This window comes from Sphaerisporangium sp. NPDC004334, assembly GCF_053602655.1.
In genome coordinates this window covers 38,901-54,631 of the sequence record NZ_JBSGDZ010000045.1, presented here as the reverse complement: position 1 = coordinate 54,631, position 15,731 = coordinate 38,901, and the positions used below count along the sequence as shown (strand labels likewise).

Annotated in this window: 12 protein-coding genes; 3 read left to right on the top strand and 9 right to left on the bottom strand. The window is 75.1% G+C overall.

Translation table 11 applies throughout. The features are described from left to right. Nucleotides 1–89: 89 nt before the first annotated feature. The 7 genes from ACWEN6_RS37925 to ACWEN6_RS37895 form a co-directional block, all read right to left on the bottom strand. Entirely contained in the window at nucleotides 90–1,058 is a 969-nt protein-coding gene (locus ACWEN6_RS37925; RefSeq protein WP_452576798.1) for an FHA domain-containing protein, read from the bottom strand. A gap of 2 nt (nucleotides 1,059–1,060) precedes the next feature. Beyond that, nucleotides 1,061–2,350, bottom strand: coding sequence for a VWA domain-containing protein (locus tag ACWEN6_RS37920; RefSeq protein ID WP_452576797.1), 1,290 nt, complete (start codon nucleotides 2,348–2,350; stop codon nucleotides 1,061–1,063). Beyond that, nucleotides 2,343–3,356 (bottom strand): protein phosphatase 2C domain-containing protein, encoded by a 1,014-nt coding sequence (locus tag ACWEN6_RS37915; protein ID WP_452576796.1) that lies wholly within the window; start codon nucleotides 3,354–3,356, stop codon nucleotides 2,343–2,345. Before ACWEN6_RS37915 ends, ACWEN6_RS37920 begins: the two co-directional genes overlap by 8 nt. Then, a complete protein-coding gene (locus tag ACWEN6_RS37910; protein ID WP_452576795.1) occupies nucleotides 3,353–5,845 on the bottom strand; it encodes a tetratricopeptide repeat protein in 2,493 nt (830 codons plus the stop codon). Before ACWEN6_RS37910 ends, ACWEN6_RS37915 begins: the two co-directional genes overlap by 4 nt. Continuing rightward, nucleotides 5,842–7,032, bottom strand: coding sequence for a hypothetical protein (locus tag ACWEN6_RS37905; protein WP_452576794.1), 1,191 nt, complete (start codon nucleotides 7,030–7,032; stop codon nucleotides 5,842–5,844). The genes ACWEN6_RS37910 and ACWEN6_RS37905 overlap by 4 nt, the downstream gene beginning before the upstream one ends. Before the next feature lie 188 nt (nucleotides 7,033–7,220). Further along, complete coding sequence (locus tag ACWEN6_RS37900; protein ID WP_354846842.1) at nucleotides 7,221–7,433, bottom strand: hypothetical protein; 213 nt, start codon at nucleotides 7,431–7,433, stop codon at nucleotides 7,221–7,223. Nucleotides 7,434–7,438: 5 nt separating this feature from the next. Then, nucleotides 7,439–8,452: a GTPase gene (locus ACWEN6_RS37895; RefSeq protein ID WP_452576793.1), complete on the bottom strand. Its 1,014-nt coding sequence runs from the start codon at nucleotides 8,450–8,452 to the stop codon at nucleotides 7,439–7,441. A 146-nt stretch (nucleotides 8,453–8,598) separates the two neighbouring features. Between ACWEN6_RS37895 and ACWEN6_RS37890 the strand changes: the two genes are divergently transcribed. The 3 genes from ACWEN6_RS37890 to ACWEN6_RS37880 all read left to right on the top strand — a co-directional run bounded on the left by ACWEN6_RS37890 (nucleotide 8,599) and on the right by ACWEN6_RS37880 (nucleotide 13,428). Next, nucleotides 8,599–12,240 carry an AAA family ATPase gene (locus ACWEN6_RS37890; protein WP_452576792.1) on the top strand — a complete coding sequence of 1,214 codons (3,642 nt, stop codon included), beginning with the start codon at nucleotides 8,599–8,601 and terminating at the stop codon, nucleotides 12,238–12,240. Nucleotides 12,241–12,340: 100 nt separating this feature from the next. After that, a complete protein-coding gene (locus ACWEN6_RS37885) occupies nucleotides 12,341–12,745 on the top strand; it encodes a hypothetical protein (RefSeq protein ID WP_354920932.1) in 405 nt (134 codons plus the stop codon). Further along, nucleotides 12,745–13,428, top strand: coding sequence for a nucleotidyl transferase AbiEii/AbiGii toxin family protein (locus ACWEN6_RS37880; RefSeq protein WP_354846850.1), 684 nt, complete (start codon nucleotides 12,745–12,747; stop codon nucleotides 13,426–13,428). Before ACWEN6_RS37885 ends, ACWEN6_RS37880 begins: the two co-directional genes overlap by 1 nt. A gap of 105 nt (nucleotides 13,429–13,533) precedes the next feature. On the opposite strand, the gene ACWEN6_RS37875 is transcribed toward ACWEN6_RS37880, so the two are convergent. After that, entirely contained in the window at nucleotides 13,534–14,742 is a 1,209-nt protein-coding gene (locus ACWEN6_RS37875) for a cytochrome P450 (RefSeq protein ID WP_452576791.1), read from the bottom strand. A 123-nt stretch (nucleotides 14,743–14,865) separates the two neighbouring features. Then, a complete protein-coding gene (locus ACWEN6_RS37870) occupies nucleotides 14,866–15,561 on the bottom strand; it encodes a YoaK family protein (protein ID WP_354920938.1) in 696 nt (231 codons plus the stop codon). Between the last annotated feature and the right edge of the window lie 170 nt (nucleotides 15,562–15,731).

Genomic DNA, 15,731 nt, shown 5'->3' with positions numbered 1-15,731 from the left:
GCCGGCACGGCGGGCACGGCGGCCGTGGCGCCGCCCGGCGCGGGGGCGGCGGGCGGCGGGGCCTGGGCCGGGGCGGGAAGTGTCATGGCTCAGGCCCTCCGCACGGTGATGAGCGTCCAGGCTCCGACGTGCACGCGGTCGCCGTCGGCGATCGGGACCGGCACGTTGACCTCCAGGAGCTCGCCGTTGACCAGGGTGCCGTTCGCCGAGCCGGGGTCGACGAGCTGCCAGGAGCCGTCGGGCTGGGCCAGCAGCACGGCGTGCAGGTGGGAGACGCCGGGGTCCTCCGGCGGCCCGGACAGGTCGATCTCGGGAACCAGCGACCGGGACTGGCTGCGCCGCCCGATGCGCATCTCGGGACCGGCGAGAGGCAGGGTGCGCTCGGGACAGTAGGGCGGGAAGGCGACCCGCGCGGCGTCCGGGCCGCCTTGGCCGATCATGGCCTCGTAGTGCGCGCGGTCGGCGGCGACCACCGCCACCCAGCCCGCCCGAGCGGGGCGGCCCTGCGCCGTGCCGCCGGTCGCCGCCTGGCCGGTCGCCGGGCCGTTCGCGCCGGCCGGGCCGTTCGCGCCCTGCGGCGCGGGCGGCGACGGCTGCCACGACGAGGACCGCGACGAGGGCTGCACGGGCTGCGACGGCTGCCAGGACGGGGCCGCCTGCACCGGCTGGGACGGCTGCCAGGACGGGGCCGCCTGTTGGGGGCCCCGCACCGGCTGCGCCGGCTGCCACGGCTGGGCGGGCGCGGCGGCGGCGCCCGTGCCGGTCTGCGTGGCCGGTTGCGGCGGGGCGGCGGACCGGGACGACGCGCCGCCGCCGCCGAGCACGAAGTCGTACCCGCAGGTCTCGCAGAACCGGCCGGTGCGCTCGGCCCCGCAGTCGGGGCAGTCGCCGGTCGCCGCGCCGCCCTGCCCGGCCGCGGCCCCGGGGGACGCCGCGCCGGAGGCCGGGCCCGCGGGCGCCCCGGAGGCGGCCGGCGCCGGGCTTCCCGACATCAGCGCGCCGCAGATGTCGCAGTATTCCTCGTCGGCGGAGTCGTGCCCCACAGGGCAGATGGCCATCCTCAGTTCTCCGGGTCCTTGCGCATGCGGACGGTTCGGACGGAACGGGTGTCGAGCGCGATCTCGTCCGCCTTGTCAACGACGCGCTTGAGGCGGGCGGTTCCCGTCTCGGGGTCGACGTCGATGACCTTGTCGAGCAGTTTGGCGGTCTCCTCGTTGCCGGCCTGCTGGGCGATGCCGCGCGCCCTGCCGAGCCGGGCGGTCGCGGTGTCCAGGTCGCCCTCGTTGCGGGCCTGCAGGCCCTCCTGGATCAGCGAGGCGAGCTCCTGCTGGCCGGTGTAGTGGGCGACCCTGGGGTTGATGCGCGTGGACTGGACGGGGTCGTCGCTCCACTGCGCCAGGATGTTGCCGCCGGCCAGCACCTCCCCGGTGTCGGGCACCACCAGCTTGACCAGGCCGGCGCGCATCTCCTGGCCGACGTTGCCGGCCGGCACGCGCACGCTGACGTGGTACTCGCGGGTCTCCCCGCCCCAGGAGCCGGTCGGGTAGTCGCCGGTGAGCGCGTCGACCTCCGTGCGGCGGCCGGTCAGGTCCTCGAGGGTCGGCGACACCTGCTTGACGAAGTTGAGGGTCGCCGCCCGGGGCGTCCACACGCGCAGCGCGACGTCGGCGACGGTCTTGCCCATGGCGGCCTCGGTCATGGCGCGGAAGTCGGCCTCCAGCTCCTCGGGCCTGCGCACGTCCATCACGCTGCCGAGCAGGGTGGAGCCGATCCTGCGGACCTCGGCCACCACCCAGTCGGTGCCGACGCCGCGGCAGTCGCAGACGAACTTGCCGGCGCAATAGGCGAGGTTGGCGTCGAACTCGGGGGCGGGCTCGTGCTCGTTCTTGCCGTCGGTGAGCAGGATGGCGTGCCGGATCGCGCCCGGGTGGCTCATCTGGTGGGCGCTGAACAGGTCGGCGGCGCGGCGCAGCCAGCGGCCCATGGCCGTGCCGCCGTCGGCTCGAAGCTGGGCGACGGCGTCCTTGGCGGCCTGCCGGCTCTGCGGGGTGGCGGGCGCGAGCTGCCCGTTGGGCGGGAAGACGACCTCGGCCTGGTGGTCGCCGGAGATCACCGCGAAGTACACCCCGTCGCGCAGGGTGTCGATGGCGGCCTGCGCGGCCTTGCGGGCATCGGTGATCTTGCCGTACGCCATGGAGCCCGAAGTGTCGACGATGATCACCTCGGCCGCCTCGGCGACGGGCCCCCGGTCCACCGGGCCGCTCGCCTCGACCGTGATGATGCCGTGGACCTCCTGGCTCCCCGCGGGCAGGTACTTGTTCTGGTCCACACGGACGCTGAAGTCAGTCACTTGTCTCCTTCGGGAATGCCACCGTCGTCTCGCCCCGCTCCCCCTGTCCGAACGGGATCACCGCGACGGTGATGTTGTCGTGACCCCCGGCCTCGTTGGCCAGCCGCACGAGCCGCCGCGCCACCGCCAGAGAGGGGCCGCTCAGGGCCGTGGCGGCCAGCGCCTCCGGCTCGGGGTAGTAGTTCCACAGGCCGTCGCTGCACAGCAGCACCACGCCGGGACCGTCGGTGGTGAAGGTCCTGACGTGCGGCACGACCTCTCCCGCGTCGGCGCCGAGCCAGGCGGTGAGCATGTGGGTGCCCGGGGTGGCGTCGTCGGTGGTCAGCAGCGACGACTGCTCCCCCAGCCAGTACGCGCGGCTGTCGCCCACCCATCCGACGGTGACCCGCCGCCGCTCGACCACCGCGGACACCAGCGTGCAAGCGGGCGAGTCCTCCCCCGGCCGGGCGGCGGAGGCGACGGTGTCGGCGGCCAGCCGCACGGCCTCGCGGGTGGCCGTCTCGGGGCCCTCTCCCTCGGCCAGGCGCTTGGCGATGGTGACCGCCGCGATGTCGGCGGCCGCCTGGGAGGCCTCGTCGGGGCGCGGCGAGGTGGACACCCCGTCGCACACGACCGCGACGACGGCGTCCTCGCCGGCCGTGAGCAGCGCCATGGCGTCCTCGTTGCGGCTGTGCCGCAGGCCGCGGTCGCTGACGCCGGCCATCGGGCCGAGCTCCATCTCCACGTGGTCGCGGCCGGTGGGCTGGAGCATGCCGCAGTTCTCGCAGTAGCCGTCGGACCCGATGGCGGCCGACCCGCATACGGTGCAGGCCCTCCCCAAGGACGGCGCCGAGCCCCGCGGGGCACCTGGCGCCGAGCCCGGCGAGGCCGACCGCGCGGAGACCCGCGCGGCCGCGGACAGGTCGTGCCCGCACTGCTCGCAGAACGCCTCACCGGGCAGGACGTGGGTGCCGCACACGGGGCAGGAGCCGCTCACCTCTGCCCCGCTCGTCTCCGGGCCGCTCACCACATCGTCCTCGGCCGCACGGCGTTGGCCCTGCCGATGAGGGCGTGACGTTCCTCGGTGGACCCGGCCGAGCGGGCCAGGGACCGGTAGACCCGTTCGAGCTCGCCGCGCACGCCCTGCTCGCTGAGCGGGGTGCCGAGCAGCGTCCCGTTGCCGGGCACCGCCTGCCCGGTGACGAACCGGGCGAGCGCGCTCTCGAGCACCTCCGAGGCCAGCCCGGCGCGGTCGCGCGCGTCGAGCTTCAGGCCGCGCAGCCGATCCCCGGCGGCGACCAGCTCGGGCTCGGCGGGAGCCTGGCCGCGCACCACCACCGCGACGGCCGCCACCTGGGCGGCGGTGCGGTGGATGGAGGTGGGCGGCATCTGGTCGAGCACGCGGATCGCCCCCTGCGGATCGCCGGCGGCCAGCCGGATGCGCGCCTGGGCGAAGCAGGCGCTGACGTAGGAGCGGTCGGTCTGCCAGATGGCGGCGTAGTGCCGTTCGGCGTCGGCGAGGGCGCCGAGGTGCTCCAGGGCGAACGCCAGGGCCAGCCGGGGCGCCGCCTCTCCGGGGAACCACGAGTAGATGCCGTCGAAGAACTGCGCGGCGCCGCCGGCGTCCCCGGCGGCCAGCGCGGCGACGCCGCGGTACCACCACAGCCGCCAGTCGCCGGGCAGGTCCCTGGCCACGGCCGCGTACAGCTCGTCGGGCACCGGGCGGCCCTGCTCGCTCATCACCCTGATCAGCGCGAGCCTGGTCTCGGGGGTGGGCGGCGCGGACTCCAGCAGGCCGATCAGCTCCTCGGGGTTGCCGGCGGTGAGGCCGGCGAGCAGGCCGGCGGCCGGGTCGAGCGGGTCGACCAGCGGCACGGGGAGCGCGGAGGCGGCGTCGGCGGGGTCGAGCGCCGGGAAGGCCCGCCCGGTGGTGGCCGGGGCGAGCTCGGTGCCCACGGCGGCCCGCTCGGGGCCGAACACCCCCGACTGCGCCGGGTGCGGCGTGCCGTCCTCGATGGCCCTGACCTCGCGTAAGACGCCGACGAGCTGGTCGGACATCTCGGCCGCGCTCTGGAACCGCCTGCCGGGGTCGGGGTCGGCCGCTCGCCGCAGGAAGCGCTGGAAGGACTCCTGGCGGGGGCCCATGTCGGGCAGCGGGGCGCTCTTGCCGCCGCTGGTCGGGCTGAAGGGGAAGGCCAGCACCGCGAGCGTGCGGCCCACGGTGTACAGGTCGGAGGCGACGGAGGGGCCGTGGGAGGCGATCTCGGGCGCCTGGTAGCCGATGGTGCCGTAGATGGCGCTGTCGGCGTCGTCCACCCGCCGCACGGCGCCGAGGTCGATGAGCTTGAGCTGTTCCTCGACCTGGATGACGTTGGCCGGTTTGAGGTCGCAGTAGAGCATGCCGCGGTCGTGCAGGTATCCGAAGGCCCGCAGGATCTCAAGGCCGTAGGCGATGACCTGGGCCAGCGGCAGCGCCTCACGGTTGTCGGACTCCCGCAGCCTCCTGCGCAGCATCTCCTGCAGGGGCTCGCCGCCGACGTACTCCATGACGATGTAGCCGACCATCGTCCCGGTGCCCGGGTCGGGGTGGTTCACGAAGTTGAAGATCTTGACGATGTTCGGGTGGTCCATCGCCGTCAGGTAGCGCCGCTCGGCCTCGGCGGCGGCCAGCGCCTCCAGGTCCCCGGTGTCGAGCAGGCCCTTCATGACCACCCAGCGGCCGTCGAGGTTGCGGTCGGCGGCCAGGTAGATCCAGCCGAGACCGCCGTGGGCCAGGCACCCCTTGACCTCGTACTGGCCGGCGACCAGGTCGCCGGAGCGCAGTTTGGGGGTGAAGGAGAAGCGCTGGCCGCAGTGCGGGCAGAAGCCCTCGGGACGGCCCGGGCGGCCGTCCCGCGTGCGGCCCACGGGCTTGCCGCAGTCGGGGTTGCCGCAGAACCGGCGGTCCTCGGGCACGACCGGGTCGGAGAGCACGACCGCCGAGGGGTCGCGGTAGGGCACCGGGGGCACCTCGACCAGCCCCATGCCGAGCATGCCCCGGCGGGAGCGGCTGCTGGTGCGGCGCGAGCCGCTGGTGAAGCCGGTGATGCCGCTGGGCGCCGAGCCGGTGGGCATGGTGACGGGGGGCATGCCGGCGGAGGGCGCGGTCAGCGGCCCCGGGACGACGCCGGAGGGCGGCGCGCCCGTGGCGGAGGACGGCCAGGCCGTGCCCGGGCGTCCGGCGCCGCCCGCGGGGGCGTTGGGGATGCCGGGGGCGTTGGGCGGCGACGCGGAGGGCCAGGCGGTCCCGGGGTGGCCGGAGTTGCCGAACCCGGGAGGCGCCGGCGGCGCGCCCGGGGGCGCCCAGTGGCCGCCGGGCGGGCTCTGCGGCGCGCCGGGACCGCCGGGCGGCGGGGCCTGGGCGGGCGCCGAACCCGGGGACGAGCGCGCGGCCTCGGGAACGGGCGCCATGCCGCATGTGTCGCAGTACCCGTCCACCACCGTCCCGGCGCAGCCGGGTTGCGTGCATCTGGTCATCCGGCCGCTCCTATTCGAGTGATGGCCCGCTGGTATTCGGCGACCGCCACGGTCGCCCGCCGCAGATCGCACGGCGCCGTCCACAGAAGGTCCCGCGCCGCCCCGTACAGGCCGGCGAGGGCGAGGTCCTCGGCGTGCCCGAGGCGCACCGCCTTGGCCTGGTAGGCGGACAGGCGCCCGCGCAGTTCGTCGCGGCGGCCGATCAGGCCGGCGACCGACTCGGTGGTGCGCGTGGCGTGGGCCAGCGCCTCCTCCACGCCGCGTTCGAGGGAGGTCAGGCGCTCGGCCAGCTCCAGCCAGCGGCCCGTGCGGGTGTCCAGAGCGGCCAGCCGGTCGCGCAGCGTGGGCGCCTGGTCGGGCATCTGGGGCAGCGACGGCGACTGGATCTTGGTGAGGACCAGGTCGCGGACGCGCAGCGCCTCCCGCTCGGCCTCGGCGACCGCGTCGATGCGCTCCGCGAGCCGGCGGGCGCGGCCGTCGAACTCCTCGCGCACGCGAAGGGCCTGGTCCAGCTCGGCTCGGCGCGCGCCGGCGGCCCGGCCGAGCGCCTCCAGCTCGCCGAGCAGACCGGCCGACCCCAGCGGGTCGGTGGTGACCCGCGCGCGCAGCCGGGCGGCGGTGTCGTCGAGCCGGTCGAGCTCGGGGTCGGGCGCGCCGAGCGAGGTGGCGGCCTCGCGCGCGCCCCGGCGGGCGGCGTCGGCCGCGTCCAGCGCGGGCAGCAGGGTGTTCCACGCGGCGTCCACGGCGCCGATCAGCTCGGCGACCTCACGGTAGGCGCCGTCCATCCCGGCGAGGGCGAGGTCCAGGGTGATCCACTCGCCCTTCTCCCTGAGCAGGGAGCGCTTCTCGATGGGCACGTCGTCGGGCTTGAGCTCCACCGAGGGGCCGGTGAGCAGCGCGGTGAGCAGGCCGAGGTCGGGCCGGCCCGCGGCCCTGGCCTCCTGGGCGAGGTCGAGCACGCGGCGGTAGGCGTCGAACAGCCACCACAGCCTGACCAGGGTGACCTGCGCCTGGTCCCATCGGCGCGCGGTCTCCCCGGTGGGGGTCATGCCTTTGAGCAGCCGGTGGCTCGGGTGGTCGTCCAGGTCGAGCATGTCGCCGGCGACGCGGTCGCGTTCCTCCATGCGCCGGCGCAGGGCGTGGTCGACGCCCTCCAGGCTCATAGGCGGGCCGGCGGCCCCGGGCATCCCCAACGCTCCGCGCCTCCCCCGGTGCTGGGACGTACTAGTCCGTCTCTATCCACATTCTTTCCATAATTCAGGGGCGCGCGTGCGGTCCGGGAGGGCGGCGCAGGCGGGTATTCGATCACATACCGGTCACGCAGGTGTCACGGCGCGGTCGTCCGGCGCCAAACGGAGGGCGGGGCGGAGGGCGGTCAGCGGCCGACGAGCCAGTTCCACACGCTTCTGACCACGTCGGATCCCACCTCGGCCGGCGCTCCGAGCTCACGGGAGACCGCGTCCTTGATCAGCCGCTCCATGGCGGCCTCGTCGCGGTACTGGACGGCGTAGTCCAGCCGCGTGGCGTACTCGGCGTCCTCGCGGCGCCGTTCGTCCACGGCCCGCAGGATGTCGGCGTCGTCGATCATGGGCGTCAGAAGGGGAAGCGGGCGAGGTCGAACGCCTTGACGCCGCGCACGCCGTCCCACACCAGGAAGTTGCCGTATTCGCGCATCGCCTCCACCGGCACCCGGGCCAGCTCGGTGACGTCGCCCAGCAGCCGCTGGAAGCGGAAGACGGCCGCCGGCCCGAGCTTGTTGACCACGCCGGCCATCAGCCGCACGAGGTTGTAGCGGAACAGCGCCGAGCAGGGCAGGACGCGGTGGTCGTCGCGCAGGCGGGAGAACACCTCGGCGTGTTCGGGGTGGGCGGCGCGGTAGGCCTCGCACACCTCGGCGGAGAAGTGGCCGCGGTAGCGGACGGCGTGCCCGTCGAAGCTGAGCCGGTCGTCGCCGATCGCGAACTCGCCCGTGGTGTAGGTGGCGGCGCCCAGCAGGTCGGCCCACGGTTCCAGGAAGGCGCGCTCGAACCGGGCGGCCCTGGTTGAAAGGCGGTCGGCGAGCGCGGGGCTCGGCAGGAACGCGCCGTGCGACCCGCGCATGTCGAAGATCCAGGGCGGCGGGGTGAGGGTGTCGGCCTTGGTGAGCACGACGGTCAGCTTGGCCAGCAGCTCGGCCCTGGTCTGCCGGTCGGCGCCGGCGAGGAGCGCGCGCAGGCATCGGGCGTCGGCGGCGGTGGAGGCGCTGTCGGCGTGGAGGGCCCAGATGACGACATCGGATTCGACCAGCCGGTCGCGATACATGGCGTGATATCCGGGGTCCGCGGCCAGCGATTCTCCCATTCCAGGCATATCCCAAAATGTCAACATATGGCCGGAATTACCGGGGACGGAAATGCAACGCGGCTCACACGTTCCCGTTTTGCCGTCGCCGACCGGCAGCCGGGTGCCGAACAACGCGTTGAGCAGCGACGACTTCCCCACTCCCGCCTGCCCCATTATGGCCACGCTCAACGGCCTGCCCGATTCGGCGTCCCGCTCCCGGCGCACTCCCTGTCTGACCTTTTCCAGCCGCTCCTCACCGAGCGCGCCGACGGAAACACGCTCCATCCTTGCCACGGGCTCACCTCAGGTCATAGCGTTGACGACTGTTCAGGACCATTTCCCGCCCCGCCCATCGTGGCCACCGATCCTTGCGATGACCTTGCGGAAAGGCCGCCGACGTGACGATCGCGAACCGACCGCCTCGGTAAGACGTGGCGACCTTCGACATCCGCCTGCTCGGTGACGTATCGATCCTCGTCGACGGAACCGCGCGCAAATTACTGCCGCAGACGGCCAAGGCCCTGGCCATGCTCGTCTCCGCCAGGAACCCGGTGCCGCAGAACAACCTGGCCGCGGCGCTCGGCCAGGGTCCCGGCTGGCCGGTCACCGACGTGGCGCCCCCGCTGTCGCGGCTGCGCCAGGCGCTGACCGGCAGCGCCCTGGACATCCCTCCCGCCAAGTGGTCGCACGCCTACGAGCTGGTCGAGCGGGAGCCGGGCTATCTGGCCGCGACGGTGGACGCCGCCAGGTTCGAGGCCCGGCTGCGCCGGGGGCGCGAGCTGTACGACGACGGCGACCTGGCCGGAGCGCTGCCCGAGCTGCGCGCGGCCGCCGCCGAGTGGCGGGGCGCGCCGTTCGCCTCGCTGTCGGCCGGATGGACGCTGCCGTGGGTGTGCGAGACCTACCGCGCCAAGCTGGAGGACCAGCGCAAGGAGCTGGTGCGGCTGGTCGCCCGCGTCGCGCTGCGCCTGGGCCGCTACAACGAGGCGGCCTTCCTGTCCGAGGGCCCGGTCGGCGAGGGCGGCGAGGACACCACGGCCGTGTGGCTGCTGCGCTTCCTTGCCTCCCTGCGCGAGGACGGCCCGGCCGGCGCGCGGCGGGCCGTCGAACTGCGGCGCCGGGTCGCGCCCGGCGACGACGCGGCGCGCCGCGCCGAGGACCTGCTGGCGCTGCACGAGCACGGCTTCGACGTGTGCGCCCCGCTCGCCGCCGCGGCGGAGGCGGCCGGCGGTACCGGCGGCCCGGCCGTCCTGGTCGGCCGCCGCCGCGAGGTCACCGAGCTGTCGCGCCTGGTCGAGCGCCTGCGCGCGGGCGAACCCGCCTCGCTCGCCCTGTGCGGCCCGGGCGGCATCGGCAAGACGCGCCTGCTGAGGGAGGCCGCCCGCCTGGCGGCCCGCGCCCGGGTGGAGGCCGTCACCGTGATGTGCCGCGACCTGGACGGGCTGCAGCCGTGGCGCGAGCTGGCCGGCCTGCTCTGGGCGCACCTGCGGCGCGACCCGTCCAGCCCGCCCGAGCCGATCAGCGCCCAAGAACGCGACACCCTCGGCAAGCTCATGTCGGCGGGCACGCCCGGCTCTCCCGCCGGCCCCGGCCACGAACGCGACCCGCGTGAGCTGACCTTCCTGCTCACCGGCCTGGTGCGCCGGGCCGCCGGGCGGGGGCTGCTAGTGGCCTTCGACAACGCCCACCTGCTCAGCCCGTACGCCGAGGAGCTGCTCCAGCACGTCAGGCGGGGGCTCGGCGCGGTGCCGGCCGGGTTCCTGCTCGCCACCCGCGACGAGGCCGCGCACTGGAAGGAGGCCATGGAGTCCCTCGCCGTGGCACCGCTCACCCAGCCTGAGGTGGCGCAGTGGCTCGGCCGGGTGTGGCCGCGCGAGCCGACGCCGGGCGAGATCGAGCGGGCCGCACGGGTCACCTCCGGCGTCCCGCTGGAGCTGTGCTCCCTCAACGAGGCCGGCGACCTGCGCTCCACCCCGGCCGCGCCCCGCTCCGAGGCCGGGCCCGCGTTCCACTGGCTGGCCGCCGCGGCGGTCACCGCCCTGGGCCTGGACGTCGACGCCGCGCTGGTGGCCCGCATGCTCGGCCTGGAGCCCGCCGAGGCCGACCGCGCCCAGGCCCTCGCCGCCGCCGGCGGCGCCGTGGAGTGCCGCGACCGGGTGCGCTTCCCGCACGACCGCTCCCGCGAGGCCGTCCTGGACGAGCTCGACCGCGACCCGGCGCTCGCCCGCCACCTGCACCGCCGCGCCTTCGAGGCGCTGACCGACCGCATGGCCTCCGGCGGCTGGGCCGATCCCGCGCTTCCCGTCCGCGTCGCCCAGCACGCCCGGGCCGCCGGGTCCGACGTCCCGCAGGAGCGCGCCGCCGCCGCGTGCCTGGACGCCGCCCGCGCCGAGCAGCGCGGGTTCGGCGTCGAGACCGCCGTGGAGTGGGCCCAGTACGGCCTGCGGCTGCGCTGCGACCCCGCCACCCGCGTCGGCCTGCTCATCACGCTCGGGGACGCCCTCAGCGACGGCGGCGACATGGAGGAGGCCGGCCGCCGCTACCTGTCGGCCCACCAGGCCGCCGAAGGACTGCCCACGCTCGCCGCGGCGGCCGCCGTCCGGCTGGCCCGCAGGTGGTCGGCCCCCGGCCAGGTCGACCGGCAGCTCATCCACCTCATCGGCGAGAGCCTTGCGGCGCTGGAGCACGACCCGGGCGACGAGGCCGCTCTGCTGCGCCTGCAGCTCAAGGCCCACCTGGCCAAGAAGCAGACCATGGCGGTCGCCCGCAGCACCGCCGATCCCGTCCCCGACGGGCCGCCCGAGGGCGTCGAGCTCGCCCGCGCCACCCTGCGGGAACTGCCCGCGGACGTCGACCGCCTGGTGCGCTGTGAGGTGCTCAACGAGTGCCGGTGGGCGCTGTACGACCACGCCGACCCCAGGGAGCTGCTCGGCATCGCCGCCCGGCTCCGCGAGGCCGGCGTCCAGGCCGGGTCGGCCTACTTCCAGAGCGAGGGCCTGGTCGCGCTCGCCGTCGACCAGCTCAGGCTGGGGCTGCTCGGCGACGCCCTCGGGACGGTGGACGACCACCGCCGGCACGTGGCGCGCAACCCCCGCGCGCTCGGCCCCTGGCTGCAGGGCACGCTCGACACGGTCATGGACATGTGGAACGGCGACTTCCGCCGCGCCGAGGAGCGTCTCATGGGCGAGGCGCTGCGCATGGTGGAGGAGCTCACCGCCGGCCACGCCGTGCCGGGCGAGACGCTGCGCCAGACCTGGATGGGCCAGTACTTCTGGCTGCTGTACGAGAAGGGCAGGCTGGAGGAGCTGTTCACCTCCGGGATGACCCGGCAGATCGAGCAGCACGGGTACTTCCCGGTCTGGCGGGCCGCGCACGTGCTCGCGCTGTGCGAGACCGGCCGGCACGACGAGGCCGCCGACCGGCTGTCCGCCTTCGTCCGCGACACCTCCGGCCTGGCCGCGCTGCCGCCCCACGGGTGGGCCGTGTCCACCCTGGCCATGCTCGCCGAATCCTGCGCCCTCATCGCCGACGCCCTGTCCACCGCCCCGCCGGCGACCGCCCCCGCCACGGGCCACCTCGGCGCCGTGGACGACGGCGTGCCCCTCCCCGGACGTCCCGCCGACTCGGCCGGCGGCGTGTCCACCCCGGCTCACCTCACCGGCCTGAGCGGCGGCAGGTCGGCCCCAGGTCAACCCGGCGGGCTGGACGACGGTCCCGCCTCCTACGTGCCCCTGCTGCGCCGCCGGCTGGCCGCCCATGCCGACGAGATGGTGCTGGCGGGCTGGCCGGCGGTGCTCGTCGGGCCCGCGGCGCGGTTCCTCGGACTGCTGGCGATGATCACCGGGGACGCCCGGGAGGCGCTGCGCCACCTCGACCAGGCGACGCGCATGGTGTCGGCCGCTCCCCCGCACATGGCCAGGCTCCAGCTCGACCGCGCCAGAGCCCTGCGCCTGCTGGACCCCTCCGACGCCTCCGGCGAGGCCACCCGCCTGCTGCACCGTTCCCTGCGCCTGTCCGACCGCCTCGGCATGCCCACCCTCGCCGCGAAGGCCCGCGCCCTGCTCACTCCCTGACCGGCGCCCCGAGCCCGACCGCCGGCCGCCCATGGGCCCCGCCACCGGCCCAAGGGCCGTCACCGCCGGACAAGGCGGCGGGGTGGACCATAATGGCGGCATGGCGGTGGGGTTGCCGGGGCGGTATGACGATATCGCCGGCAGGGTGCCGCGGTCGCTGGGCGACCTGCGGGGGCCCTCGGCCGGTGAGGTGGCGTTGCCGCTGCATCTGTGCTGGTCGGGCATGCGCGTGTACGACGTAGGTGATCCGGCGATCCGCCTGGGCATGTACCAGGTCGTGATCGCCGAGGGCATGCTGGCCGACGTGGAGGCCCACCTGGACGCGCGCCTGCTCATGGAGGTCTGGCCGCGGCTGCGCCGTCTGATCCATTCGGCGGCGCGGGCCGAGTGGGAGTCGCGTTTCCCGGCGCTGGCCGAGCACGCGCGGGCGCACGCCGCCGAGGTCGCGGCGGAGCTGCGCCGGGCCCGCGAGGCGGTCCGCGCCCGGGCGGAGGAGGCGCGCTGATGGACATGCCGCCCTTCCACCGGCGCATCCTGGACGCCGCGCTGCAGGTGTGCGACGCCCACGGCCTGGTGCTCGCCGGCGGGTACGCCATGCGCGCGCACGGCCTGGTCGAGCGGCCGAGCCAGGACCTGGACTTCGCCACCGTCGCCTTCACCCCGCTGGAGGAGATCACCGGCGACCTCGCCCGGGCGCTCGAGCGCGACGGCCTGGAGGTCCGCCACCAGCGCGACAGCGCCCGGCTGGCCCGGCTCACCGTGAGCGACCCGGTCACCGCGCAGTCGGCCGCCGTCGACCTGATGAAGGAGCCGCTGCAACGCCCCGCGGTCGACATGGAGATCTGCCCGGTGGCGAGCATGGACGACGTGGTGGGCATGAAGGTCGGCGCCCTGTGCGGCCGGGCGCTCCCCCGCGACTTCATCGACGTGCTGTCGGTCGCCGACCGGTACGCCGACCGCTACGGCCTGCCCGACCTGGAGCGGCTCGGCGCGCTGTTCGAGGACGGCTTCTCCCTGGAGAACCTCGCCTTCAAGCTGGAAAGCGGCCTCACCCTCGACGACGCGCTTTTCGCCCAGTACGGGCTGGACGAGCGGGAGATCGCCCGGGTGAAGGCCTTCATCCTGTCCTGGTACGAGGACCTGTCCCTGCGCATCGCCGAGGAGACCGAACTCGACCCCGACCAGTGAGGCCCCGCCCACCACCCGCGCCGCCCCGGCTCCCACGGGACGCGACGGGTGCGATGCGGCGGGACGGACGGGACGGGGCGGCGGCGAGCCGAGGAGGCGGCGGGGTCACCACTCGACCGGCAGCGACTCCACTCCGTAGATGACCGAGAAGGCGCGGAAGGCGATCTCCTCGATCGGCACCGCGGCGCGCAGGCCGGGGAAGCGGCGCAGCAGCGCCGGATAGGCGATGCGCATCTCCATGCGCGCCAGCGAGGCGCCGAGGCAGTGGTGGACGCCGTGACCGAAGGCGACGTGCGGGATGATCTTGCGGGTGAGGTCCAGGTGGCCGGGGTCCTCCAGCAGGGCGGTGTCGTGGTTGGCGGCGGGGAGAGAGACGGCGATCATCTCCCCCGCCTTGATCTCCTGTCCGCCGAGCACCACGTCCTCGCGCGCGTAGCGGGGCATCACCGTGTGGACGACCGACAGGTGGCGCAGCAGTTCCTCGACCGCCGTCTCGACGTGCTCCTCCTCGCGCATCAGCGCGACGCGGGCGGGATCCTGGAGCAGGAACAGCGTGCCGAGCCCCAGCATGTTGGAGGTGGTCTCATGCCCGGCCAGCAGCAGCAGGTCGGCGACGCCGGTCAGCTCCTGGTCGTCCACCTCCTGTCCGTGCTCGCGCACCAGCATGCCGAGCATCTCCTCGCCCGGGTCCCTGCGCTCCTTGGCCACCAGGCCGGCCATGTACGCCTGCGACGCGCGCGCCGCCGCGGCGCGCTCCTCTAGAGGGAGCCCCATGTCGAGGCGGGCGCGGCTGAGCCGCTGGAAGTCCTCCCGGTCGGCGTAGGGGACGCCGAGCAGCTCGCAGATCACCAGCGAGGGGACGGGCAGCGCGAAGGCCGGCACCAGGTCGGCCGGGGGCCCTGCCTCCTCCATGGCGTCGAGGTGGTCGGTGACGATGCGCTCGATGCGCGGCGCCAGCCGCTGTATGCGCCGGACGGTGAACTCGGGGGTGAGCAGGCGGCGCAGCCTGGTGTGGTCCGGCGGGTCGTAGGCGAGCAGGAAGCCGTGCCGGGGCGGGGCCGTCCCGGCGCCCTCCCCGCTGTGGCCGGAGACGGCGATGGACGCGTAGGAGCGGTGGTCGACCGGGTCGTTGCCGAACCGGGTCGCGTCGCCGAGCACCTCGCGGACGTCCTCGTACCGGGTCACGAGCCAGGCGGTTCCCGCGGGCGTCGTCAACCTGGACACCGGCTGCTCCGCGCGCAGCCGGCCGAGCTCGGGCACCGACTCGAAGCGGTCGCGTGCGACGTGTACCGGTATGACCTGCGGCTCGGCCATCAGGCGAATCCTTTCGGTGGGCCGTTGGTACAGGAGGCGATGGTACGGGGCGAACCTGGGGGTCCCTGGACGGCCCCGCCCGGGGCCGGGCCGCGGCACCCTTCCCCCTGATGTGCCGGAAGATCACCGGGCGGGACCGTCGCGGCGGGAGGCCGGGTGCAGGGCGTAGCCGGCGGCGATGAGGGCGACCCCGCCGGCGACGGCCAGCAGGATCCACCCGGGGTGGAGGCGCCGGAGCAGCACCGCGCCCGCGCAGGCGCCGCAGAAGATGGCCAGGACCGAGACCGCCCGGCGCAGAGCGCGGGGGTCGGTCCCGCCGGCCAGGAAGGACTCGGCGGCCAGGCCCGTGAGCGTGCGGGTGAGCACGGTGGTCGTCATGTCCGGGACCCCGAGCACCCGCACGATCGCGTTCTGCAGCCCCATCCCGGCGGCGACCAGGGCGATCACCACGCTGCGGTGCCCCTCGGCGGACAGGCCGAGCACGGCCGACGCGCCGGCGGCCAGGCCGGCCAGCGCCGCCTCGGCGGCCAGGGTGATGACGATCCGGGAGCGGCGGGAGCGGGCGTGGCGGTGGATCCGGCCCCCCGCGACCGCCCCCGCGAGGAAGGCCAGCAGAGAGACGAGCGACCTGGACGCCGAGAATCCGGGCGCTCCCGCGGCGGCGAACCCGAGGATGACCACGTTGCCGGTCATGTTGGCGGTGAAGACGCGCCCGAGCGCCAGGAAGGCGACCGCGTCCACGCAGCCGCTCAGCACCGTCAGCAGCCCGAGAGCCACCGGCAGCGGGTCGCGCCCGCCGTCCCGCGCCCGCCGCCTCACGATCGGCCCCTCCGCGTCCGCACGTCCTTCGCGTGACGTTAACGCAGGTCAGCCTCATCTCACCGGACGATGCGCCCTCCGGCGTGTGGTGCCGTCCGCCACCGCGCGGGCGGCCATGGACCGCATCGCGCCCCCGGGAGACGCAGGTCACATTCGCAGGCTGTCACACC